This window comes from Microbulbifer rhizosphaerae, assembly GCF_014191725.1.
Lineage (GTDB): Bacteria > Pseudomonadota > Gammaproteobacteria > Pseudomonadales > Cellvibrionaceae > Microbulbifer > Microbulbifer rhizosphaerae.
On record NZ_JACHWZ010000008.1, the window covers coordinates 178,102 to 202,489 of the forward strand.

14 protein-coding genes are annotated in these 24,388 nt (G+C 53.9%); all 14 read right to left on the minus strand.

Translation table 11 applies throughout. The annotated features are described in order from the left end of the window. Positions 1-16: 16 nt before the first annotated feature. The 14 genes from FHS09_RS10195 to bglB all read right to left on the minus strand — a co-directional run bounded on the left by FHS09_RS10195 (position 17) and on the right by bglB (position 24,370). A complete protein-coding gene (locus tag FHS09_RS10195; RefSeq protein WP_183459452.1) occupies positions 17-1,744 on the minus strand; it encodes a purine-cytosine permease family protein in 1,728 nt (575 codons plus the stop codon). 324 nt (positions 1,745-2,068) lie between these two features. Continuing rightward, positions 2,069-3,871 carry a glycoside hydrolase family 2 protein gene (locus tag FHS09_RS10200; RefSeq protein WP_183459454.1) on the minus strand — a complete coding sequence of 601 codons (1,803 nt, stop codon included), beginning with the start codon at positions 3,869-3,871 and terminating at the stop codon, positions 2,069-2,071. 171 nt (positions 3,872-4,042) lie between these two features. Continuing rightward, a complete protein-coding gene (gene rhaM / locus FHS09_RS10205; protein ID WP_246394825.1) occupies positions 4,043-4,408 on the minus strand; it encodes an L-rhamnose mutarotase in 366 nt (121 codons plus the stop codon). Between the two features lie 108 nt (positions 4,409-4,516). Beyond that, entirely contained in the window at positions 4,517-7,510 is a 2,994-nt protein-coding gene (locus tag FHS09_RS10210) for a TonB-dependent receptor (protein WP_183459456.1), read from the minus strand. Positions 7,511-8,189: 679 nt separating this feature from the next. Continuing rightward, positions 8,190-9,893, minus strand: coding sequence for a rhamnogalacturonan lyase B N-terminal domain-containing protein (locus tag FHS09_RS10215; protein WP_221191928.1), 1,704 nt, complete (start codon positions 9,891-9,893; stop codon positions 8,190-8,192). A 168-nt stretch (positions 9,894-10,061) separates the two neighbouring features. Continuing rightward, the gene (locus tag FHS09_RS10220) at positions 10,062-11,765 is read right to left on the minus strand and encodes a rhamnogalacturonan lyase B N-terminal domain-containing protein (RefSeq protein ID WP_183459458.1); all 1,704 of its coding nucleotides are present in this window, start codon (positions 11,763-11,765) and stop codon (positions 10,062-10,064) included. A gap of 54 nt (positions 11,766-11,819) precedes the next feature. Beyond that, positions 11,820-12,134: an L-rhamnose mutarotase gene (gene rhaM, locus FHS09_RS10225; protein ID WP_183459461.1), complete on the minus strand. Its 315-nt coding sequence runs from the start codon at positions 12,132-12,134 to the stop codon at positions 11,820-11,822. A gap of 135 nt (positions 12,135-12,269) precedes the next feature. Then, a complete protein-coding gene (locus FHS09_RS10230) occupies positions 12,270-15,287 on the minus strand; it encodes a TonB-dependent receptor (RefSeq protein WP_183459463.1) in 3,018 nt (1,005 codons plus the stop codon). A gap of 281 nt (positions 15,288-15,568) precedes the next feature. After that, positions 15,569-16,786 carry a rhamnogalacturonan acetylesterase gene (locus FHS09_RS10235; RefSeq protein WP_183459465.1) on the minus strand — a complete coding sequence of 406 codons (1,218 nt, stop codon included), beginning with the start codon at positions 16,784-16,786 and terminating at the stop codon, positions 15,569-15,571. Between the two features lie 127 nt (positions 16,787-16,913). Beyond that, positions 16,914-19,052 carry a beta-galactosidase gene (locus FHS09_RS10240; protein WP_183459467.1) on the minus strand — a complete coding sequence of 713 codons (2,139 nt, stop codon included), beginning with the start codon at positions 19,050-19,052 and terminating at the stop codon, positions 16,914-16,916. Between the two features lie 9 nt (positions 19,053-19,061). Further along, entirely contained in the window at positions 19,062-19,808 is a 747-nt protein-coding gene (locus tag FHS09_RS10245; protein WP_183459469.1) for a DUF1961 family protein, read from the minus strand. Positions 19,809-19,828: 20 nt separating this feature from the next. After that, positions 19,829-21,364: a rhamnogalacturonan acetylesterase gene (locus FHS09_RS10250; protein WP_183459471.1), complete on the minus strand. Its 1,536-nt coding sequence runs from the start codon at positions 21,362-21,364 to the stop codon at positions 19,829-19,831. A 244-nt stretch (positions 21,365-21,608) separates the two neighbouring features. After that, positions 21,609-23,159: an MFS transporter gene (locus FHS09_RS10255; protein ID WP_183459473.1), complete on the minus strand. Its 1,551-nt coding sequence runs from the start codon at positions 23,157-23,159 to the stop codon at positions 21,609-21,611. A 104-nt stretch (positions 23,160-23,263) separates the two neighbouring features. Continuing rightward, positions 23,264-24,370 (minus strand): beta-galactosidase BglB, encoded by a 1,107-nt coding sequence (gene bglB / locus FHS09_RS10260; RefSeq protein ID WP_183459475.1) that lies wholly within the window; start codon positions 24,368-24,370, stop codon positions 23,264-23,266. Positions 24,371-24,388: the final 18 nt, after the last annotated feature.

Genomic DNA, 24,388 nt, shown 5'->3' on the forward strand with positions numbered 1-24,388 from the left:
TCCCCGATCCAGAGCGTCAAGTATGCACGCCTTGCCGGTCAGCAGCCTCGCTGGCCGGCTCATCCTGCTCGGCCGCTGAGTCGAGTTTTTCCCTCTCCCCCGCCCAGATCGTTGCCGCCATAAAATAAATGACGGAAGGCAGGATCAGCCAATCCCGGAAAACCTCCAGTGAGCTGCCGACAAAGACCAGCAACGCCATGACCGCACAAGTCCCCAACGACAGCAACGCGATGCCGCGCGCCAGCTGCAACTTCAGGTGTGCAGCTCCCTTACTGCCCGGCTCGGGCCCCCGCGCCTCCAGTTGCTGAAGATAGCGCAGTTCCCGCTCACGCCGATCTGTTTCAGCCTGTTCGAAGCGCGCAGCCTGCCCGGCATAGTCGCGACGCGCACCCATCAGCGCAGCCAATGCCAGATACAAAACCGTGGCCACCAGCCAGGTAGGCAATAACAGGAAAAACAGGTGAAGACCCAGGCGCTCCAATATCCAGGCCGCCAACAGCGCACCACCCCACGCGATGACTGCGGGCCGGTTGAGGGGCAGCTGGCTGTACCTGACCCAATAGCGGGTCAGCCCCAGTTTCGGAAACATCCAGTGCTCGGCCACGATCACCGCGCCCACAGGCGCCAGAACCAGTCCCATAACGCCAACAAAATCCATCAACTTGCTGAACACAAACGGGAAACAGGCGACCAGGGTGGTTACAACACCTGTAATGGCGGTCACCAAGGTGCGATTCCAGCGCGGGTTGAGGGATTGAAAAGCCAGTCCGGCCCGGTAAATGGTGGGGTTGGACGTGGTCCAGCCGGCAATGATCACGGCCACGATGCCAGCCGCGCCCAGTGCCCGGTAAGCCACCTCCCCGGCATCGATCCGGGTGATCGGAGCCTGCAGCAGCAGGGCCGCGCCCGCCCCCATAATGCCGGCGAAAACCCAGGCCAGGTAGTGACCAATGAACATACCCAGAACCGAAAAGTAGCCGTAACTGGACTTGCGTGCGAAACGCAACAGGGTCATATCGGACAGGCCGCCGTGCATGGCGAGATTGCAGATCCAGGCGAAGGCGGCCACATGCCAAACGGTGAGCCCACTGCCGCCAACGCGCCAGATATGCGCATCGGCGACACGGATAAAGCCCTCAAACGCGCCTGCCTCCGCCGCACCCGGCGTGCTGCTATACAACACTGGCAGCAGGGCCAGGGCCCCTGCCGCAAACATCAGTATCATCCAGGGCGCGCAGACTTCGGCAAAGCGGGCCACCTGCCGGAAACCCTTAATGGCAACGAACGTCACCACGGCGCCCACCGCCAGTGCAATCAACACGAACCCGGGACTCGATGGGTACCAGTGAACCTGCGGTGGGATATCGAACAATATCCGCACCGCCGAGGCGGAAACCGTAATCATGGCGCCAGCGAGCACGCAAAATAGCGCACCGTTGACCACGCTATAGAGCTTGAGAATGCCCGGCCCGCCAATCCGGCTCAGGTAAGCGTACAGGGTAAGGCGGGTCTGGGTGGCGATGGGCGCACAGATCAGCCCCCAGGTGAGCACCGCCAATAAATTCCCCCACAGCAGTCCCCACAGAACATCGCCGGCGCTTACGCCCCAGGCGACAAACATGGCACCAATGACAAACTCGGTTCCCGCCACATGCTCACCGGCATAGCTTGCGGCAAACCGCCGCGCGGGCGCCAGTTGCTTCGGCCTTACCGGAACCGCCTCGAACTCATCTACGCCTGACATTCGACATCCTCTTTTCTATAAATATCGTTATTACCCGGCGAGATTGGCGGTCGGTGGAGGTATAAATTGGCGCTAAGGGCCTGGCTGGCCCTGTTACGGGGGCTTTTGCGGAACACGGGATGGGCGCCCCGCTTAATCCATCCCTGGATGGCTTGTCCGCGAGGTTCCTCTCGCAGAAAAACGGCAGGAGCCGCTTTGGACGCCGAAGGCGCCCGGAGGGCGAGGACCAGGGATGGTCCTGAATCATTGTCCCGCAAAAAGCTCCCGGCATCAGGCCCTTCGCATCACGGTTATTGCTTAACTTAGTGCCATTCGGTGGAGATATCAGTTCCCTGCGCGAAAAAGACTCTCCGAGTCTGAAGCCGGCTGTTTGGCCTTCTCCTCATACCAATCTTTCATAACATACCAAGCTTTCTTTTTTACACCATTTTCGGAAAGCAGGCCTTTACGATTCCAGTAGTCCTGGATGTTCGCCAGCGGCCGTCGGGGCGAAAGGAAGTCCTTCAGAATCCATGGCGACACGCCGCGAAGATCCTTCATGTTATCCAGCATCTCCAGATTGTAGCGGTAGACAAGTGCCTGATTTTCTTCAGTGAAAACCTGATGTTCGTCACCGTGGAATCCCTGCAGGGCACCCGCACCAAACTCGCTCACGATAACGGGTTTGTTGTAATCGGATACCCAGCGGTAGTTGGCGCATTCCTCCGGAGTATCTTCATACCATCCGCAATAGGTATTGATGCCAATCACATCCACCTTTTCTGCGAAGGGATCATCAATACGGCGACCGTATTCCGTGGTACTCTGGGTATTGATTGCAGCGGTCACCAGACGGGTCGGGTCCAAGCTGTGCACCTTATCCACCAGCTTTCCCAGGAATTCAGTGCGGACTTCGTCTTTCGGGGTTTCGTTGGCAATGGACCACAGAATAATAGCGGCGCGGTTCTTGTCCCGAGTCAGCATTTCCGTGTACTGGGTTTCCGCCTTTTTATAAACCTCTTCACTACCAAACTGGATATCCCAGTAAACCGGAATTTCCGCCCACACTAATAGCCCCATTTCATCGGCGATACGAAGCATGGCTTCATTGTGCGGATAGTGGGCCAGGCGCACGTAGTTACAGCCGAGCTCCTTGGCCCAGCTCAGCAGGGTTCGCGCATCTTCTTCACTCCAGGCTCGGCCGGCGCCTTTGGGGCTCTCCTCGTGGATGGAAATGCCACGTAGGAATACAGGCTCACCATTCAAGAGAATTTCTATACCGTCGATATCAACGGTACGGAAACCAATGCGATCGACAACCTCCCTACCTTTGAATGCAATCTCGATCCCATAGAGTTTGGGGTCTTCCGGCGTCCACAGTTTCGGATCAGCCGGAATGATTACTTCTGCCTTACCGTCTTTATCCAATGCAACGGTGGCGTTGATATCCAGCTCAGGAACCCGAAATTGCACTTTGGATTTTTTGCTATAGTCACCAGTCGCTTTGAAGTACGCCTTGATGGCAGGATCTGAACCCGGCCCATAAACTACGGAGTAGTCAGAAATATAACCATTCTCCAGCTCAAGCAGCTTGACGGAACGTGTGATACCGCCATAGTTCCACCAGTCAGTACTCATGGTTGGAATATAATCCGACTCCCTGCGATTGTTAACTTTTACCACCAGGGAGTTGTCGCCGCCTTTCAAATTGTCATTGACATCAAACTGGAATGGGGTAAATCCGCCTTCATGCTCACCAAGGAACTCGCCGTTGAGATATACTTTGGCAATATAGTTAACTGCCCCGAAGTAAAGTACGTAATTCTTGTTCTTACGCTTATCTACAGTAAATTTCCGGTGATACCAGACAGACCCCTCATATCTGAATAATTCTTTACCCTGAGTATTCCAGTCTCCCGGAACCTGTAGCTTCATACTGCTGGAAAAATTATATTCAACCAATTGTGAAGGACTTCTCGGGATAGTGTTTGTGAAGAACTTTCTTTTATCTCCGACATCAAACGCATCGATAATCACATCCCACTCGCCATTCAGGCTCTGGTAATCCCGGGATGCCGTATTCTGAACAAGCTCTACCGCAAACGCGGAAGGCAACCAGCCGATGAGCAAAATAATCCAGTACTTCATGTTCTCTCTCTACTTACTAAGTAAGACGGAAGGGAAGGACATCCATATCCCGGGACCGTACTAGACAGGAATACCGATTGCGAGTATACAAGGGTGTATATGCCGAAAGAGGTATCCCTTCGTTCCGACTGGTCGCAGGTATCCGCTCTCTTCCCAATTTGTCCAGCCCGGCTAATCCAGGTGAAAAACCGGCTGCAGTTGAGTCGTCTTCGGGCTCTTATCCGCCGCTGTATCCATGATATCGGCCATGTAGGCCCACCATTTTTGCATAGCCGTCCTTTGAGGAAGCTCATCCATTCCATGGTTTTCGGTGCGCTTTAGTACGGCGAACAATTGAAGTGTCTGCCGATGAAGATAAATGGAATAGTCTTCAATTCCAGCCGACTTTAATTCTTCGACCAGTTCAGGCCATATTTCGTCGTGCCGCTTCTTGTACTCCATTTCGAAGCCTGCTTTCAGCTGCATTACAAATGCAATTTTCTTCATAGCAATAAACCGAATAAATTCCAATAAATCCCTGACCAGGAAACCGCCCATAAATATTATGGCTGACAACAGCTTCTGGAAAAAATCCTATAGATGGCGCCGATAAATCCGGCCGGTGATACTTCACTGGCCGGCGAGATCCCTACCGGGACCGGGTCGTTACATCTTATAGGAAAACCCTAGCGCGAACTCTCGGCCAGAATACTGCAGGTCGGACAGGCGGCGTTCCCCGGCCGTTGCCACCTTAGCCTCCTTCAGAAGATTTCTTCCGTCGACAAAGAACTTGAGGTTAGTATTCGGCAGGGCGTAAGCCATTTTGGCATCCAGGTAGCCCGCATCCTCCACGAATACCGGGTTGCCAGATCGGTCAGAGGGGGCAGCCAGATACTCATCGCGATAGTTATAAGCCAGGCGGAAACTCACCGCCTCCCCTTCCCAAAACGTCGTCACGTTATAGCTGTCTTCGGACTGGGACGGGAAAGGCAACTCCTCACCGGTCAACTGGTTAAATAGGCCGACCTCTTCAGCGGTCATATGGGTGTAGTTGACGCTGCCACCCAGGCCGCTGAAAGGGTATGGCAACATGGAGAAAACCGTCGATGCCTGCAGCTCGACACCCTTGGTCGTTACGCCGCTGCCATTGATCTTCTGCCTGACATCCCACTGGCGACCATCGTCGAAGAAATCGGCGTTTTCACGTGTTTCCGCATCAAGTATCCAACTGGTAATGTCCTTGGCAAAGTAGGCGGCAGAAACAATCGAGTCCTGGTTCGGATACCAGTTCAAGGCAATATCCATCTGTTTGGCGCGATACGGATCGAGTGCCGGGTTGCCGCCTGAACAGACGTTTGACGTTTGATCGACTTGCGATTGGCGGGTTGTATAAATCGTACAGGTTGCATTAACGTTCAAGTCACCTGTTCTCGGCCTCGCCATAACCTTGGCCATGCCAAAATACAACACCAATTCACCGGGAACGATTTCCAGATTCATGTTGATGCTCGGCAGGAAGTCGCTGTACTCCCTGCTGACAGTTTTTCTGCCGACAAAGGCATCCGGATGGTCCGGATCTTCAACTCCCGGAAGATCTTGGCCGGTAACCGGATCGACGAGGATGTTGCCATCTTCGTCCACTTGATCGACAATGATCCGCTCCCGGACATCACCGTTAGTGTCGGTCTTTGTGACAACATAGCGCGCGCCGATATTGCCCCAGAATGGCATGCCGCCGAATTCCGTTTCAAAGTCCGATTGCAGATAAACAGCCTGGGTATCCACGCTGATATCGTAATTACCGGTGCGCACATCCAGGTCTTCGCGAGTAGTATTGTCTGCGCTGACTTCCCGGATGGCCGCAATAAAGTCGTCGGTATCAACCGCCTGGTAGTTTCCGATAGTGTTCACGCCCAGGTCGTAACCGGAAAATAGCCTTGGCGATCTATTGGTGTTTCCGCTAATAAGGGCGATCTGATCGGCCATTGTCCATTCAGCACCGTTATAAGTACTACCAACATCGCGAATGATGTTGTGTTGATAGTCGGCATTTTCTGTCGAATTGGAAGTCGCCTGAATACCGCTGCGAAGCGTTTTCACAAAGGCTGTATCGAAGTTGTACGTAACATCCAATTTAACGTTGGACTCAGATGCTTCATCCAAATGGGGCGCATACTTGAAGCGAGACCTGGATCGGTAGCTGGCCGGGCTGTTGACATCGAAGACGTCCGAGGTATTCGTGGGATCTTCCGCATTGTAAAAATAGCCGGTATTGAAATCCCATTCCGGCGCACCTCGATTGTCGAGCGCAACTTGAACACCGGCGATACCATCGGCGGTAATGTGTGTGTCGCGGGAATCTATCTCCTGCTCAGAGGTAGAATAGGCGGCCAAGCCACTGATATCCCAGGCTCCGCGACTGAATTCAAAGCCGGTATCGAAGATACTGGTCTCCTGGTCCCAGGCAAAATTGAGCGTTCGGTTGGTCACAGAGGCAAGCTGAGACTCGAAGTAAGTCACATTGTGATTTTCGTCCACTCGCACGGAATCCGCATTTACCCGTGCGGCAGAGTGGGTTTCCAAATGCAGGTTGAGATCCGTCGCCTCCTTGTCACGCTTGTTGTAGGTGTAGCCGGCGTGCACGGAAAGTTCATCACTGATATTGTACTGAAAGGTAGTATTTGCACTGAGACGCTTTTCATCGCGCGACCATATTCCATATCTCGGCAACCTGGGGGAATAATCCCACCACTGCATTTCACATTCCGCCTGCCCGCCGCAGTTTTCTATGTCAGTGATTGATGCGTAGTTCTCATCGACAACAGTCTTTTCAGGGGAGTTGTCATAATCGGCTACGCGGTGCCATTCGGTGTTGCGCAGCGCGTGGATCATAGTGGTCTTTTCAGAGCTGGTTACATTGACTAGTGCACCAAAATCCTCACTGAATTTCATTACGCCGGTCAAATTGACTCTGGGGTCCGAAGCATCGCTTAAGTCGTTGTACTGCTGTTCACCGGATACAGACAGAAAGTTGCTTTCAAATTCATTGGGTTTGCGCGTGTTGATTTTAATAGTACCGCCAATACCCCCTTCCGTATGGCGCGCCTCGGATCCCTTGATCACATCGAGAGACTTGACCAGCTCGGAAGCCATATCGCGGAAGTCGACCGCGCGGCTACCTCCCATGCCCATCGCCGATACGCCATTGACTTCCACCCGCGACAAGTCCGGATCTACACCCCGGATGCTGACCTGTGCGCCCTCACCGAAATCCCGGGCCAACTGTATGCCAGCTATTCTCTGCAAGGCCTCGCCGACGTTTTTATCGGGAAATTCACCGATATCTTCCGCAACCAGCGAGTCGCTCATGGTGCCGGCGGATTTTTTGCGCGCAATAGCGCTGCGCTGGCTGAAGCGATGGCCTGACACCACTACTTCCTCCATTGAGGCTTCTTCCATTGAGGCTTCTTCCACTGCCGCGCTGTCGGCCTGCCTCTCGTCCTTCTTGAGTTCCTCTTGGGCGAACGCCATGGGGGCCGCCAGAAGGCTCAAAGAGATTCCGGTAAGAGCCAAGGTGCGTATGCGTTTGGATAAAGGTGTGAAAATGAAGGGAAGCTTTTCTGTGGAGGCTCCTACCCCAGTGTGATTAATTAGTGTCATCTCACCAACTCCGTTTATCTTATTTATATTACGGAGAGAAAATACTAGGAGCATGCCCGCCCAGTGTCAATCATATTAAGTCATTTTTTTAAATAAATCAGTCACGATGTTGATCGAACCTGACTGATTCAGCTCTCTATTCTTGTAAGCAATAACTGGCATTGCTTTTATAACCCTTTTGCATCAGTTAGGACTAAAGCATATGTCATGGCCTCGTCCAGCTCGATGAAGCCAGATAGCCTTACACTGCTGTTCTCGTCCAGCATTTACCTGCATAGTTTCCGTTTCATACGCTAGGCGGCGTTTCAGGAGATCTCCAAGTGGCGGGCCAGTTTCATAATTAGAGACATCCTTTTTGTCTTGGGTGATGAGGTAGGTGGCCTGAAACCACACTGAGGGATAAGTAGCTGGAGTAGAATATCGTGCCAGCGGTGATCGAACTTCCGACGGCCTCCCGCTGTCAAGATATTCCATCTGCCGCAAACCTGACGAGGCGTAAGCTTGTTCATGGATAATTGCACTTAAGCTAAAGAACAGAGAAAATATCAATAATAAATTTATCGAAATTCGTATAGTTCGCATGGATTACACCCTCGGCTTTTATCAAGATAGCTATTGTTTTTACCGGCATGCGGTCTCCTGAAAAGCAAAGAGGGGTCAACTTCGGCTTCTAGGATCATCATTCGAGCAGATCAAGACTGTCGACACTGTAGCCGGCGGACAGGAAGCCCGAGGCCCCGGAGCCGCTGATCACGGTGATCATCAATGCATTCCATTCGCCCGGGTTCTGCTTCCAGGCGGAGGCGGGAATGTCGAAGGAGTAGATCGTATTGTTGCAGCGGTAGCTGCCGGTCGTCAGCGAGCGGGTCCTGGGTTGACTCGATGGCGGCTGGAAGTCGGACGTCCAGCCGTTGACCGAAATATTGGGCCGGCCGCCGGCATAGGCGCAGGTCAACCCTATGCGCAGGGTGTGGGCGGTGGCGATCTGATCGCTGTTCAACTTGAAGTAGACGATGTGATCGTTGTTGACGTCCTTCCACATATACGCGGGGAAGCCGGCGGCGGCGCTTACACCCACGATGTAATTGGATGGGTCCCAGGTATCGATCCGCACATCGGAAGGGTGCATCGTGGTCAGCTTGTCACCGTTGAGAAACTCCCGCGGTGCCCCGTCCCAGTCTCCGATACGCCAGATTGCGGGCGCCTCGCTGGGGTCGGCCCCCACGCCAAAGGAATTCAGAATCGTCGTCCCGCCGGCGGCTACCGTTACCTCCCGGACGTCCACCTCCAGTTCATTCTTATAGACGGTCATGGTATAGGTACCCGGGCGCATGCCGCCCCTGCTGTAGTAGCCACCATTTTGCGGATCGGCGTCGGCCCAGTACTGCGCCGTAGCGTTGGCGAAACCCACTGTGTAGTCGTAGCCCGAGTCCATGCCATTGAAGCCGACCCCAGCCACCCGGCCGCGCTCGGAGGGCGCGGCGTATCCCTGCAGCCCCATATCGGCAAACCAATCGGTATCGGGCCGGCTGCCGGGTGCTTCCCCTCCGGTCACCACGAAGGTGTAGCTGTTCAGGATGCCGGGCCTGAAAGCCTCCGTCTGGGCCTGGCCGTAATTGACGATATAGGTCAGCTCCTGATTGGTGCTCGTGGTCTGGTTGAGCAGGCTGCGGTAAAAGGGCCCGCCGGAACCGCCTTCATGATCGTCGCGAAAGATCCACATGCCGACGTTGTTTCCGGTAGCGCCTATATAGCTCCAGTCCTTGAGACGCTGGTTGGAGTAGTGCTTGGAGCGGGTCTCGCCGTTGGTCAGGGCAAAAATATCGCCCGACTCCACCGTTGAAACCGTGGTGCTAATGTCGGAAGGCTCGGGCCCATTAGGCAGCAGCGCGGAACTCAGGCGCATGATATAGCGCACCTGACCGTGGACGTCTGGCTGCGAGGTGAAATGGGTTGCCATATAGATATGCGGCTGGTCGCGACGGGCCATGTAGTAGTGGGTAAGATCGCCGGCCTCGACGGTGACCTTGATAGTGTCACTGCCGACGGTGTCAGCGCTCACCGTAACCGCGGAGACGCCGGAATAGAGCCAGTCGAAGCCCGAGTTGATCTGGGAGCCGCGCGACTGGTTCTGGTATTCCGCGCCCGCGTATACCAGCGAGGCGATATCGCCGGCGGACTGGGTACTGACGCCGTTGTCCGTCCGACGCACCTTGAAAACCAGGCCGGCACCGGTATCGACCGTATAGAAATCAGTGCTTGAACTCAGGCCAAAGTCCGCCCGGGAGAGACCGGAGAACAACAGCAGCATCGGGAGCAGTAGCTGCCAACGGGCTTTACCCTGTGAGGGAAAAGACACTTCGGGTACAGAGTATTTATTCATTATTTTTCTCCTTACCGTGGAGGGGTGGGTTTGCCCGCTTCGCAGGCCAAACAACAAAATTGTCTGGAACAATTTTGCACAGCCGGGGACTGCCCGCGAAGCGGATGAGGCACAGGGATGTGCCTCATAAAAAAAACCCCGCTTCGGCTTTGAGGCGGGGGCTTTTTGTCATTCAAGTAGATCGAGACTGTCGACACTGTAGCCGGCGGACAGGAACCCCGAGGCGCCGGAGCCGCTGATCGCCGTGATCGTCAGCTCATTCCATTCATCCGGGTCCGGCTTAAAGGCGGAAGCGGGAATGTCGAAGGAGTAGATCGTATTGTTGCAGCGGTAGGAGCCAGTCGTCAGAGAGCGGCTCCTGGGCTGGCTCGATGGCCACTGGAAGGTGGAGGTCCAGTCGTTGACCTTGATATTGGGCCGGCCGCCGGCAAAGGCGCAAGTCAACCCTATGCGCAGAATGTGGCCGGCAGCAATCTGTTCGCTATCCAGTTTGAACCGAACAACATGGTCATTGTTGATGTCCTTCCACATATACGCGGGGAAGTCAGCGGCAGTGCTTTCCCCGACGATATAGTCGGAAGGGTCCCAGGTCTCTATACGCACATCCGAGGGGTGCATTTTCGTCAGCTTGTCGCCGTTGAGAAATTCCAGCGGTGTGCCGTCCCAGTCTCCGATACGCCAGATTACGGGCGCCTCGCTGGGGTCGGCCTCGATGGAAATGGATGGGAGAACATTGGTTTCGCCTGCGGTTACCGTCACCTCCCGGATACCCACCTCCAGTTCATTCTTGTAGATGGTCATGGTATAGGTGCCCGGGCGCATGTCTTTCCGGCTGTAGTGGCCACCATTTATGGGATTGACATCGGCCCAATACTGCGCGGTGGCGTTGGCAAAGCCAACCGTATATTCATAGTCCGGATTCATGCCCTCAATTCCGACCCCGGCAATTCGGCCGCGCTCGGAGCGCGGGGCGTATCCCTTCAGTCCCATGTCGGCAAACCATTGGGTTTTGGGCCGGCCGTAGGGCGCCTCTCCCCCGGTCACCACGAAGGTATAGCTGTTCAGGATCCCGGGCCTGAAAGCCTCGGTCTGGGCCTGACCGTAATTGACGATATAGGTCAACTCCTGATCGTTATTCGTGGTCTGGTTGAGCAGGCTGCGGTAAAAGGGCCCGCCGGAACCGCCCTCATGATCGTCGCGAATAATCCACATGCCGACACCGCTCCCGGTGGCACCTATATGGGTCCAGTCCTTCAGGCGTTGGTTGGAGTAGTGCTTGGAGCGCGTTTCGCCATTGGGCAGAGCAAAGATATCCCGAGCCTCCACCGTGGAAACCGTACCGCGCAGATCCGAGGGCTCGGGTCCGTTCGGCAGCAGCGCCGAACTCAGGCGCATGATATAGCGCACCAAGCCGTGGACATTCGGCTCCGAAGTGAAATGGGTCCCCATATATATATGCGGGTAGCCGCGGCGGGCCATATAGTAGTGGGTGAGGTCACCAGCCTCGACTGTGACCTTGATAGTATCTTCGCCGACGGTTTCAGCGCTCACATCGACTGCAGAGACTCCGCGATAGAGCCAGTCGAAGCCCGAGTTGATCTGGGAGCCGCGCACCCAGTTCTGGTATTCGACGCCCTCGTATACCAGCGAGGAGATATCACCAGGGGACCAGGTGTTAACTCCAGGATCATTCCTGCGAACCGTGAAGACCAGGCCAGCACCGGTATCGACCGTATAGAAATCAGTGCTTTCGCTTAGGCCGAAGTCCGCCCGGGCGAGACCTGAGAATAACAGCAGGACTGCCGGCAGCAGGGGCTGCCAACGGATTTTGCCCCGAGAGGAAGGTATTTCGCTTGAAGTATTTCTGTTCATTATTTTTCCTTATCTTGAGTTGCGATTCCCCCGGAATTACTGGAGGGGTATCTGCTAATCCAAATGAAAAACCCGCTGTAGTTGAATTATCTTCGGGCTATTGCCCGGGTCCGTTTCCATGATATCGGCCATATGGCTCCACCACTTTTGCATAATCGCCTTTTGTGGCAGCTCATCCATAGTGTGGTTTTTCCTGCGTTTAAGCACGGCGAACAACTGCAGAGTCTCCGGATGAAGGTAGATGGAATAGTCCTCGATACCAGCGGCCTTCAGTTCTTCAACCAGTTCAGGCCATATCTCATCGTGCCGTTTTTCATACTCAGCTTCGCAGCCAGCTTTCAGCTGCATGACAAATGCGATTTTTTCCATAGTAATAAACCGGATATTTTCCGAGGAGTTCCAAAAAAACAGGGGAACGGAATAGAAAAAGGTAACTTGAAAAGTGCCAGAAGATGCCGGCCGGTGTCAGGCCACCGGCCGGCAGATTCCGGCAGGAATCAGCAGTTACATCTTATAGGAAACACCGAGCGCAAACTGACGACCGGAATAACTCAGGTCAGACAGGCGGTGTTCGCCGGCGGTAGCCACCTTTGCCTGTTCCAGCAGGTTCCTCGCGTCGAGGAAGAACCGTAGGTTGCTGTTCGGCAGGGTGTAGGACATCTTGGCGTCCAGGTAGCCCGCGTCCTCGACGAATACCGGGTTGCCGGAGCGGTCAGCGGGGTTGGCCAGATATTCATCCCGATAGTTGTAGGCCAGGCGCGCACTGAACCCATTACCCTCCCAGAAGGCGGTGACGTTATAGCTGTTCTCGGATTGGGAGGGCATGGGCAGCTCCTCACCGGTTAACTCGTTCAACAGGCCGACGTTGTCGGCGGTCATATGGGTGTAGTTGACGCTGCCGCCCAAGCCGTTGAAGGGGTAAGGCAGCATGGTAAAGAACGTTGACGCCTGCAGCTCAACTCCACGGGTTTTTACACCTTCGCCATTGACCGGCTGAGTGACATCCCAGACACGGCCGTCGCCCAGGAAATCCACATCGAGGCGCTCATCCCGGCCGAGGATCCAGCTCTCCATATTCTTGGCAAAGTAGGCGGCGGAGACGATGGAATCCTCGTTCGGATACCAGCTCAGGGCGATATCGCCCTGGTTGGCCCGATACGGATTCAGTGCCGGGTTGCCACCTTTGCAGAAGCTTTCCCAGCCAACTTGTTCCGCCCACAGGCTGTCATCCATCTGATAACAGACCCCGTTCACGTTCAGGTCTCGGTTCCGCGGCCGGCTCATCACCTTGGCGGCCCCCATATACAGCACCAGCTTTTCAGGAATCAGCTCCAGATTCATGTTGATGCTGGGCAGTGTGTCGCTGTACTCCCTGGAAACCGTTTTCCGGTCGTTGTACACATCCCATGCAATCTCAAGCAAGGCAATGCCGGTCTCCGGATTTACCAGAATATCGCCATCCTCATCCAACACATTACGGTACTCGTGTTCAACATAATCGCCGTTGGTTTCCGTATTGGTCACAATATAGCGAACGCCAAAGTTGCCCCAGAAAGGCATGCCGCCGACTTCGGTTGCAAAATCCGTCTGCAGATAAAGCGCCTCGGTTTCCACTGTGATATCGTAGTTACCGCTTTGTATTTCCAGATCTTCGCGGGTGGTATTGTCATTGCTGGCCTGGCGCATGGCCGCAATCAAACCGTTGGTATCAACCGCCTGATAGCTGCCGATGGTGCTTACGCCCAGGTCGTAGCCTTCAAACAACTCGGGAGACTCAAAGAAGTTGCCGGAAAGAAGGGCGAGGTGATCCTCCCTGGTCCACATTTGGCCGTTGTACTCCTCACCCACGTTGCGGAAGATGTTGTAGTTGTAGCCCTCTGTTTCCGCAGAGTTGGAGGTCGCCTGGATACCAGTGCGAAGGCGTTGGATAAAGCCATCCTCAAAGTTGTACACAACATCCAGTTTTACATTGGCCTCGGATGTCTCGTCGGCACTGGGTGCATACTTAAAGCGCGCCGTCGAGTAGCTCGCCGGACTGTTGACGTCGAAGGCCTGAGAAGTATCTGTGGGATCCGCCGCATTGTAAAAATAGCCGGTGCTGTAATCCCATGACGGTGCGCCGCGGTGATCCAGCGCAACCTGAATGCCGGCGATACCGTTCGCGGAAATACTGGTGTCGCGCGAGTCAATATCCTGTTCTGAGGCCGAATAGGCAGCCAAGCCGGTGATCTCCCAGGGACCGCTGCTGAACTCAAACCCGGTATCTACTATGCTGGTTTCCTGGTACCAGGCAAAGTTCAGGGTTCTGTTGCCCACGCTCGCCTGAGAGGACTCCAGGTAAGTCACATTGTGATTTTCGTCCACCTGCACGGAGTTGGCATCGATACGCGCTGCGGAATGTATGCCCACATCCAGGTTCAAGTCTGTCGCTTCCTTGTCACGCTCGTTATAGGTAAATCCGGCGTACGCACTAAAGTTATCGCTGAAGTTGTACTGGAAGATGGTATTCGCACTTAGGCGCTCCTCTTCGCGCCACCAGACACCAACCCTCGGCAACCTGGGCGCATAGTCCCACCACTGTTCTTCACAGTCTGCCTCGCCGTTACAGCCAGCCACATTGTCAATCGACGCGTAATCTTCATTGAGAACGGTCTTTTCCGGGGAGTTGTCGTAATCGGCGATGCGGTGCCATTCCGTGTTGCGCAGCGCATGGATCATGGCGGTGGTTTCAGAAGCAGTTACGTTCATCAACGCACCGAAATCCTCGTTGAATTTCCACACGCCGGTCACATTGATCCTGGGGTCCGATGCATCGCTCAGGTCGTTGTACTGCTGCTCGCCCGATACGGACAGGAAGTTGCTGTCGAATTCATTCGGCTTGCGCGTATTGATTTTGACAATTCCACCCAAACCACCTTCCGTAAAACGCGCCTCGGACCCCTTGATAACATCGAGAGATTTAACCAGTTCTGAAGCCATATCGCGGAAATCCACCGCGCGGCTGCCGCCCATACCCATCTGCGACACACCGTTGACTTCAACCCGCGACAAATCCGGGTCCACACCCCGGATACTGACCTGCGCCCCTTCGCCGAAATCGCGGGCCAGCTGTATGCCAGCTATTCGCTGCAGCGCCTCAGCGACATTTTTATCGGGAAATTCACCGATATCTTCCGCAACGAGCGAGTCGCTCATAGTGCCGGCATTTTTTTTCCGATCAATAGCGCTGCGCTGGCTGAAGCGGTGGCCCGACACCACGACTTCTTCCATCGATTCAGGGGGAACTTCTTTCTTAGACGTGGAAACCACTTTTTCGGCTGAAGCACCTTTGGCTTCTTTTTTGAGTTCCTCTTTAGGCTCTTCTTGAGAGTCACCCTGAGCAAACGCCACAGGGCCGACCAGGAAACTCAGAGAAATCCCGGTGAGAACCAGTGCCCGTATGCGCTTGGATAAAGGCGTGGCGGTGAAAGGAAGTTTTGCGGTGGAGGTTTCAAGCACATCGGATTGGTTAATTATTGTCATCTCATCATCTCCGATTATCTTTTTTATATTATGGAGAGATGATATTAGAAGCACGTACCCACATTGTCAATCATATTCAATCATAATTTTTATATATCAGTCACATTTATGAGCGATTATGACGATAATTGCCCGATGTTCTTGTGACCAATAATTGGTCATCTCCGTAAAATCAGCTCACGGCAGTTGGGACTTAAAGTACACGGCGGCTCGATCTGCTCCGCCGGGCATCGGGCGCATGAGTAACGGATCCGTGCATGACGGGCCTTCGGTCACATTCGTCACGATCCTGAAATTTCAACCGCCGCCGGTCGCATGTCCGGCCACAAATCCGGCGTAATGACGAGCTCCCCCGGCCTTGTTGGACTGGTTGAATCCAATAGCGTGTTTTCAGACTGTATCAGCTCCGGGTACAACGCCTGCAGGCTGTTCACCACCATATTGGCAATCATCCAGGCACCGTAATAATTATGATGGGTTCTGTCTTTACCATTTGCCGCAAAGGCTTGTTTGGCTTCATTCTGACCCAGCTGTTGATAAAAGCTGGTGGTTTGCGCGGTCAGGTCGATAACCGGGACCCCCGTTGCTCTGGCAACCTCTCTTACTGCTTCATCATAACCTTGGTGGGTGTTCAGAAGTTCTTCCTGTTCATTGTAAATACGCCTGGCGACAGGTGTGACCAGTACAGGTATAGCCTCTTTTTGCCTTACATCGGCAACAAAGGCACGCAAATATTCAGGAAATGCACCATCCGCTGCGGCGAAAGTGCGCGGCCATTGTTTTTTTTCATCGTTATGAGCAAACTGAATCAGTACGACATCTCCAGCCTGGGTCTGACTGAGCAATTTATCCCAACGCAGGGAGAATAAAAACGATTTCAATGTTTCACCGCCGCGCGCGTGATTTACAACCACGCGATTTCGGATCAGCCCAGGGACGAATTGCCCCCAACTGGCATAATCCTGAGATGCTTGATCTGCTACGGTGGAATCCCCAGCCAGCAGAACCTTAGGCTTCCTGCCCGGCTCGATTCGAATTTGACTAAACTGAACATCGTTGTTGGACAATGCTATGGTGAGCTTGTCGTCCCAGTTACGGGAGATGCCTTCATCGCCTCTCAGCCCCACCCGTGGGCCCGCCGCTGGATCCTGCTCTGCGGTTGCCAGCTGTGGATTTCTGACATTAACCAGAAAATCCAGGGTTTTGCTTTCGCCCCGCTCGATTTCCAAGATGTTGCTCATCACCCGTCTGTCTTCGCTGAAAACCAGAAACCGGGTGACATCCGGTACGCCTGTTACCTTTACCCGGACCTTATAGTCTCCCTCGGGGACTTTGACCGAAAAGGCATTTTCGCTACTGTTATGGAAACTATCCGTACCTAAACCTGTTTCAGAATTGTATTTTTTCTGTAATAGATCTGGCCGCTCTTCAAAGTTGTATTCATAGATGTGCTGCGCCACTGCCGGGCGCGAGTCTGCCAACGCAGGTACCATATTCATGGACTGCACTCCCAGCATCAGGGCACATACAATGTGCCGTTTGAACTTGTTCTCGTATAACATTGTTATCACATCATTCTGTTTTCACGCTAATTCCACAGGGATGGCGTACCTTACAAATTATTAATTAGCCAAGGGTTTGGTTCAATTGAATAGCTCTCCACTGATAACGTTGTAGCGTTATCCGGATAGACTTTATGGATTTTGACGAAATAGCATCGATTACCCCCTTCGGCAACCTTAAGGCACGCTCCTGGTCACTCATATTGATGGCAATCCAAAACTTCTCACCCTTCTTATTATTCCGCGGACTTACCACCACACCGGGAGCGGCATCGTAACGTTCCTTTACTCCGGCCATATCCGCGTAATGGTTGATCAGGTTGTTAATGAGTATTTGGCCTTGCTCTCCATGGGGCTGAGCCCCGAGAACAACTACGCGGCCTTTCCCGATCTTACGCTCCGTGATAAACGCGTACCCTTTGGCAACTCCCGTCTCGATCGTGCCTATTCGTCTTACTCCATCTTTTACCTTCATCGCAGAGCACCAACCACTCAGTGGCGCAGTGACATCCAATGCACTACCTGTGGAATCCGTTTGGGTTAACGGCACCACGAATTCAGTACTGATTCCAGCCAACTCATCGAGCAACCCCAGACCGGCAGTGGTTGGTACCGTATGCTCAACTGAGCGGATGCCAGTGACAGGACCAGCGATCCAAACACCCCCTGCCTTGACAAACTTCAACACTCGGGAAATAAAGGCTTCGCTGACATACGGCATCGCCGGGGTGATCAGCAGTTTCAGGTTATCAAGCGCGGCATTTTCGAAGCGTACATCGCGATGGAAACCCAAATCACGCACGGTGGCATGCCACATCTCGATAACACCGCGATAGCGCGTGGGAAACCCCTCGCGTCTGTCCAGGGCTTCGGTTTCAATCATGGCCCTGGCGTGATCGGAATAAGTAATGGCCACCTCGGCCGGGGCAACGGTACTATCGACCAGTAAAGGTTCCAGTTGCTTCCTCGACGCGTTGAGTTTCTCCACTTCCTTATAGCCGATACTCGGCTTAAACCAGGCGCTCATTACCGCGCTGTGGGGGAGTTCGGCGCCCGTGCGCTGTTGCCGCCATAACCAATAACAGAATGCCTCACCACCCAAGGCGTATGTCAACACGGCTTCCGCTGGCAGGAATCCTTCGGGGTGTGGTGGCTGATGATTGCCCAGCCAGCCGTTGTGGGACACGCTGGTTTCCATTAGCCAGAAAGGGCGGCCGGGAATAGCCGCCCGGTATAAATCAGAACGAAATACCAGGGCACCCCATTGTTCATCGGTTGGATAAGCATCATAAGAGGCGAAGTCCAGGGCCTCCATGGAGCGCTCGTGGTGAATATTAAACGCCGGGTTGTCATTATGCGTTATGGGTGCACTGGAGTATTCCCGGATGATTCCACTCTGGTCCTTCATGAAATCCGAAATACTTTCGCGGTTGAACATACGATAAGCGGTACTTAACGATGCGTTATGGAGAAAAGGCGTTTTCAGTGGAGCAGGCACCTGCTCAAAGCTTTGGTAATATTGACTCCAGATATGGGTTCCCCAGGCCTGGTTAAGTCGATCTATGGTGCCGAAGCGCTTTCTTAACCAACGATGCCAGGAGGCGATAGCGGCATCGCTGAAATCCTCCGCCACATGGGCTTTCATCTCGTTGTCCAATTGCCAGGCTATCAACGCGGGATGTTGGCCCAGTTGCTGTGCCATGGCTTTGATGATGTTGAAGCAGGCCTCTTTTACATCAGGGTGTTCATAACTGGCGTGTTGGCGAGCTCCGTGGATTAAAATATCACCATCAGAATTTTTATGGCACCGTTCAGGGTGGTTGTGTGTCAGCCAAATGGGAGGTGTGGCGGTCGGAGTGCAAAGCACAACGTCAATACCGGCAGCATGGAACTTGTCCATAACCATCTCAAAAAAGTCGAGAGAAATTTTGCCGCGCGCCGGCTCCATGGTTGACCAGGAAAACTCACCCATACGGGCTACGTTGATATCCAACTTCTTCATTTCAATGATATCGCGATCAATATCTTCTTCGGGCCAAAGCTCCGGGTAGTAGGCAACACCGTGATACAGTTTTTTTATCCTGTAATCTGAGCGCCGCATGGATTTAGCGGGCGTGGCGGACAGCAATCCGGAGTGGGCGGCAAGACCCAGAGCGGCGACTGAACCGCCCAGGCGAAAAATATCACGGCGACTGCACTTCATAGGAATTCCTCAGTCTTGTGTTAAGTACGTATTGAGCGACCACACTTTGAAGTTTCGATATTGAAAGCGGGTCCATTTCATCTGTCGGAAACCTATCTTCCCAGCCCCCAGGACCGGCTTATTGCTGCCGTCATCGATGTAGTCAATGACCTTCCTTCCATCGACATACATGGCAATATGGGCCCTGTCCTTTATCAGACGGACTTTATGGATTTTTGTGGAGCGGGTGGGGATGCCATCGCCCCCCTCCTGAAGCAGCGTAAATGTATTGTTTTTACGCAGGTTCGCGTGGCCCCTGCCCGGGTTGTGCGCGGCATTGGCGTAGTAGGAGATATGGTAGCTGCGTATCTTCCCCTGCGTGTACTGGTCAAAGGTCCCATCTCTCGACGGCAGGCCGGGATCAAATATATCCTGCCCTCCCTCACCGCTGGCAGCGAGAAAGACTATAACCAGGCCTGCCTCCGGATTGAGGTTCTGCGCTTCCCACTCCGCCACAAAGGCGTCCGGAAAGTCTTCCGGGCACCAGAATACATGATGCATTTCCTCGCCTGGCGAGTACATCTGCATCCATCCATTGTCAAAGGCCAATACACCCGGGCCCTCCATCACCCAGCCGTCGACGCTTGCCGGCTCGCTCATATCTGCCCGGTAGAGAAGTTCACCCTTGTTGATGTATTCGCCGAAGTCACGAACGTTCTTTTGGGCCAACGCGGGTACGCAGATAAAGGCAAGGAACAAAAGGCTGAAGAAACGCATTTTTTGGTACTCCGGGCCTTCTACAGGGCCAGCAAGGGTTTCAGCTGCAGCGCCACCACTTCTGCATTCAGCTCAGCCCCGGATTTGCTGGTGTGCGTGTGCTTATCGGCAAACAGCTTTTCGACCTGGCGCCTGCCCAGGCGGTTGTATTTGTCTGAAACCAGTTGGTAGAGGTCGATAAAGGGGCTCTGGCTCTGGCGGGCAACCTGCAAGGCCCACTGGGGATAGCTGTCGGTGGCTTCCTGGATCAGCCCGTCGCGCCATGCTTTTCTCGGCACAGGCGAACAGACGATGGTGGTGATTCCCCGGGCTTTCGCCTGGCCGATCATCTGACGCAGATACCAGCCGTAACTGTGTACCCTTTCCGCTTCTCCGGTGAGCAGGTTGTCGATGTCTTCATACTCCTCCCCTACTCCAGGAATGGTGCCGCGCGCCCTGGTCTCGTCATTTAGCGGCGCTGCGTCGTTATGGCCGAACTGCAGCAGCACCACATCGCCTGCCTTCATCATATTCAGTGCCCGCTGCCAGTGGCCGCCGGTGACAAAGGTACGGCTGCTCAGCCCGCCGACGGCGCGATTGACAATGTTATGGCTTTTTGTACTCAGTTTTTCGTCCAGATAGTCCCCCCAGCCCCATTCCCCGTTGGCGCCATCGCCGGCACCATTGCGCACGGTGGAATCGCCAACGAGGAATATGCTCGACTTCCTGGCGTCGGCGGGGAATGGCAGTCTCAGCCACGCCCACTCCCGAGGCTCGATCTGCTGGCCCAGTTCGGAGAACCAGGCAGATTCCAAGCCCGGGCGCAGCCCCTTGAGGCCAGCGATGATGGTCTGCGCATGCAGGTGTGCCCCCTCGGTGGCAAAATGGGTGTGGTCCTTGGGGTAGAGTTCAGCGGCCTTTTCCGGGCCCATCTGTTCGAGCAGGTCGGCCATGGGGTTGGTCACATCAATAAATGCGATATCCAGTTCCCAGGCAAGTTGATAACTCCAGTAACCATACTGTCCCGATCCGCGTTCTATACGGCTTGACTTCCACCGGTTTCTGGCGGTTAGCGAAAGAAGTACAGGCACCGCGTTTTTTGCGCGGACATCGGCAATCATATGCCGGATATAGTGCCCGAAAGTATAAACCGTTTCCTCTTTGCCGGTTTGCAGGTTCAATATTTCTATACTGTCGTCGCCCACACCGGGCAGGCTTCCCCGGGCTTTCTCTTTATCGTTGATCTTTCCGGCATCGTTATGACCAAACTGTATCAGGACAATGTCGTCCTCTGCGAGATCATCTACCAGTTTCTGCCAATGTCCTTCCGTTATAAAAGTTCGACTGCTTCTTCCCCCACGCGCGCGATTGATAACATTGACTTTATTTACATCAAAATACCGCGATAATACTCCGCCCCAACCCTGGTGATTGGTATTTTCGTAGCTGGCAGCGGTTGAATCACCGGCGATGTAAATGCTCGGTAATTTACTCTCGTCGGCGCTGCTGACAGGGGAGAGCTGAGCGAGAATCAGGGAAAATATTGTCCCTATTATTCTTGAATAATTTTTTGACATGTGTGTCTACCCTGTCACGATTGTTTAAATAACCGGAATCGCGGAACTCATCTTGCCAACCAGCCGCCATCAATGGCGAGAACATGGCCATTCACATAGTCACTGGCTTCGCACCGGCGCCGGACCCTTCGCGGCCAGCACCCGTGGCCAATGTGGTTTTACCTTGCAGCGAAAAAACAGGTTGGCCAGAGACATATCGTTGTCCATTGTCAGTGTTACCTCTGATTTATCCGGCTTTCGAGGTTTATATCGGGGAGTCGGTGCGGGGTGCTCCATCGGCAGGCGCCCCGGCCTCGGAAACGCTCTTTCCCACAGAGTTGTTGCCCCACAGCATCTCATAGGGCCAACCGGACAGATCTTCGACAATCGCTTGATTCTCGCTGGTCGAAGGGGTGCTTTCGCCCTGCTTGAAGCGCTCTATCTCCGACATAAGTACTGCATGGGTCTCCTTGCTGATCTTGAATTTGGTCGATACCCAGAACCCCAGAAGTAGAACCAACATGGGCCCTATTACCAGGGTGGCTGCTATAGTCGTAATCGCTTGCTCGCTTTGTGTTTCGGCACCGGACACAAAGCCGCCGGCTTCGAGCACGATACCGACAAACATTACCGCGACCGCCTGGGTGGCCTTGCGGATAAAGGTCATTACCCCGGCAAAACTACCCTCACGCCGCCGCGCGGTCACAATTTGATCGACATCCGCCATGTAGTTGTAGGTATTCCAGGGGATGTAGTTGAGTGCGCCCCGGCCGAGGCCGGCGAAAATCAGAGCTCCGATCAGCCAGTATTGACTGAAGCCGTCACTCAGAAGATAGAGGGAAAGCAGCCCCAGGATACCCAGAATATAGAAGTAAATGGCAACCCGATAACTGGGCGCAGGCCCAAAACGAACAACCATTGGAATTGCTATAGCAACAGCGGCCAGTTGCGCAACGTAAGTTAATGCCATCATTTCGGAGGCGATCACTAATGTTCCACCGATGGCGAATACGACAAAGTAAGTGAAGGCTGCGTTAAAAATATCCTGGCTTATATAACCACCCAGGTACATACCAAGATGCAGACGGAAAGCGCGAATACGCAAGGTAGAACTTAAATTGAGAAAAAGGGATTTCAATGTTCCCGCTAGAGTCCAGTTCTCATCGGGTTGCTCTTCCTCCGGACGCTCTGCGGGGTCGCGCTCCCACGTATAGGCCCAGACGATGAAGACAACCACCATAAATGCGATGGAAAAAATAGTACCCATTACCAGGAAGGTCGATGCTGAATCCTTGCCTCCGGCAATGCCGACGATCCAGCTGGGAAGAATTCCGGCGAATATGGCCGATATCTGGCCAGTCAGTATTCGTGCTCCGGCAAGCTTTGCCTTCTTCTTATAGTCATCGGTCATTTCCGCAGCGAGGGTTTCATAGGGAATGATGACAGATGCATACAGCAGTTCGAAAAATACGTAGGTGACGAGGTAATAGAGATACTCCTGGCCACTGACCCACATTAACGCAAAGCTTGGCAGTAACGGGATTGACGACAGCAAGAAGACTCGCCTGCGGCCAAACCTTTTACCGATACGGGTTTTTCCCAAACCGTCGGATATGTGGCCAATCAGCGGACTGGCGACGGCGTCCAGAATACGGGCGATCGCAAAGATCGAGGCGGCCTGAACCGTCGTCAAACCACAGAAGGTGGTATAGAAAAACAGTATCCAGCCGCTGATCACGGCCATGGATCCGGCACCCAGAACGTCATTGAGCCCGTAGGCGACGTAGTTCACCGGCTTTAGTTCGCGCTTCGTCATCATCGCACCTATTAGGTATCGTGTTTTTATTGTCTATCGAACTTACGTTTTTATTATATGTAGTCAGTAGGGTGCGTACAGCGCACCCTACTGACTCCCGGTGATTAGATGTAGTAGTTCATAGTTTCAACCAGCGCCAGAATCGCCATCGACTGCCCGTAGGGCATGGAGGTCAGCGGAATATCCCGGTACCCCTGCAGGTCATCAAACACAGGTGTTCCAAAAGATACCTGCTGCAACTCTCCGCTTTCATCAATATTGTCCAGTACGGCTTTTACGGCCCTGATTCCGGGCTCCTCATATTTCTTCGGCAGATAGCCTTTGCGAACGGCTTTCAATATACCGTAGGCAAACCCTGCTGCGGCCGATGCCTCCAGGTAGGAGTCCCGGTCGTCGAGCAATGTATGCCACAGGCCGCTGTCATGCTGGCAACCGACCAGGGCCTTTACCTGTGATTCCAGTGTTTCAATAAGGAACTGCCTCAGACCATCGGACGGTTCCAGGTCGAGCAGTTCTATAAATTCGGGTATGGCGATGGTGACCCAGCAGTTGCCCCGTGCCCAGAGGGCATCGGCGAAGTTGTGCCGGCCGTCAAAGGTCCAGCCGTGATACCACAAACCGGTTTTCCGGTCCGCCAGGTATTTGATATGCAGCATAAATTGCCGCTTGGCTTCTTCGACATAGTGTGGGCGATCCAGCAGGAGGCCGATTTTGGCCAGCGGCAGCACGCTCATCATCAGCGTGTCGTCCCACAATTGCTGGTAGTTCTCCGAGTTGTAGACGATATGCTGCAGCCCGTTTTCCTCGGTGCGCGGCATATCCCGCATAATCCATTCGGCCCACACATCCAGGTAGGGCAGGTAACTCCGTTCACCGGTGCGTTCCTGCAGGTAGGCCAGGGTCAGGAAGGGAGCAACAGTATTGACATTTTTGGTCGTGGTTCCCTCGGCGAAGCGGTCCCTGAACCAAGCTTCAATGATGTCCTTCGACTTCTCGTTGCCGGTGATATCCCAGTATTTGAGCAGACCGTAGAGGCCGATACCGTGGGTCCACTCCCAGCCGCTCCACCCCTTGGTATCTATCACCCGGCCATCTTCCAGCTCAAGAAGAAATTCTCCACTTTCATCGGTGATATTGACGAGGTTTTCGATCAGTTTTTCAATGCTGTCTTGAACCGTATCGTAGGATATATCGTGCGCAATCTTTGGCATATTGTTCACTTCTCTTCG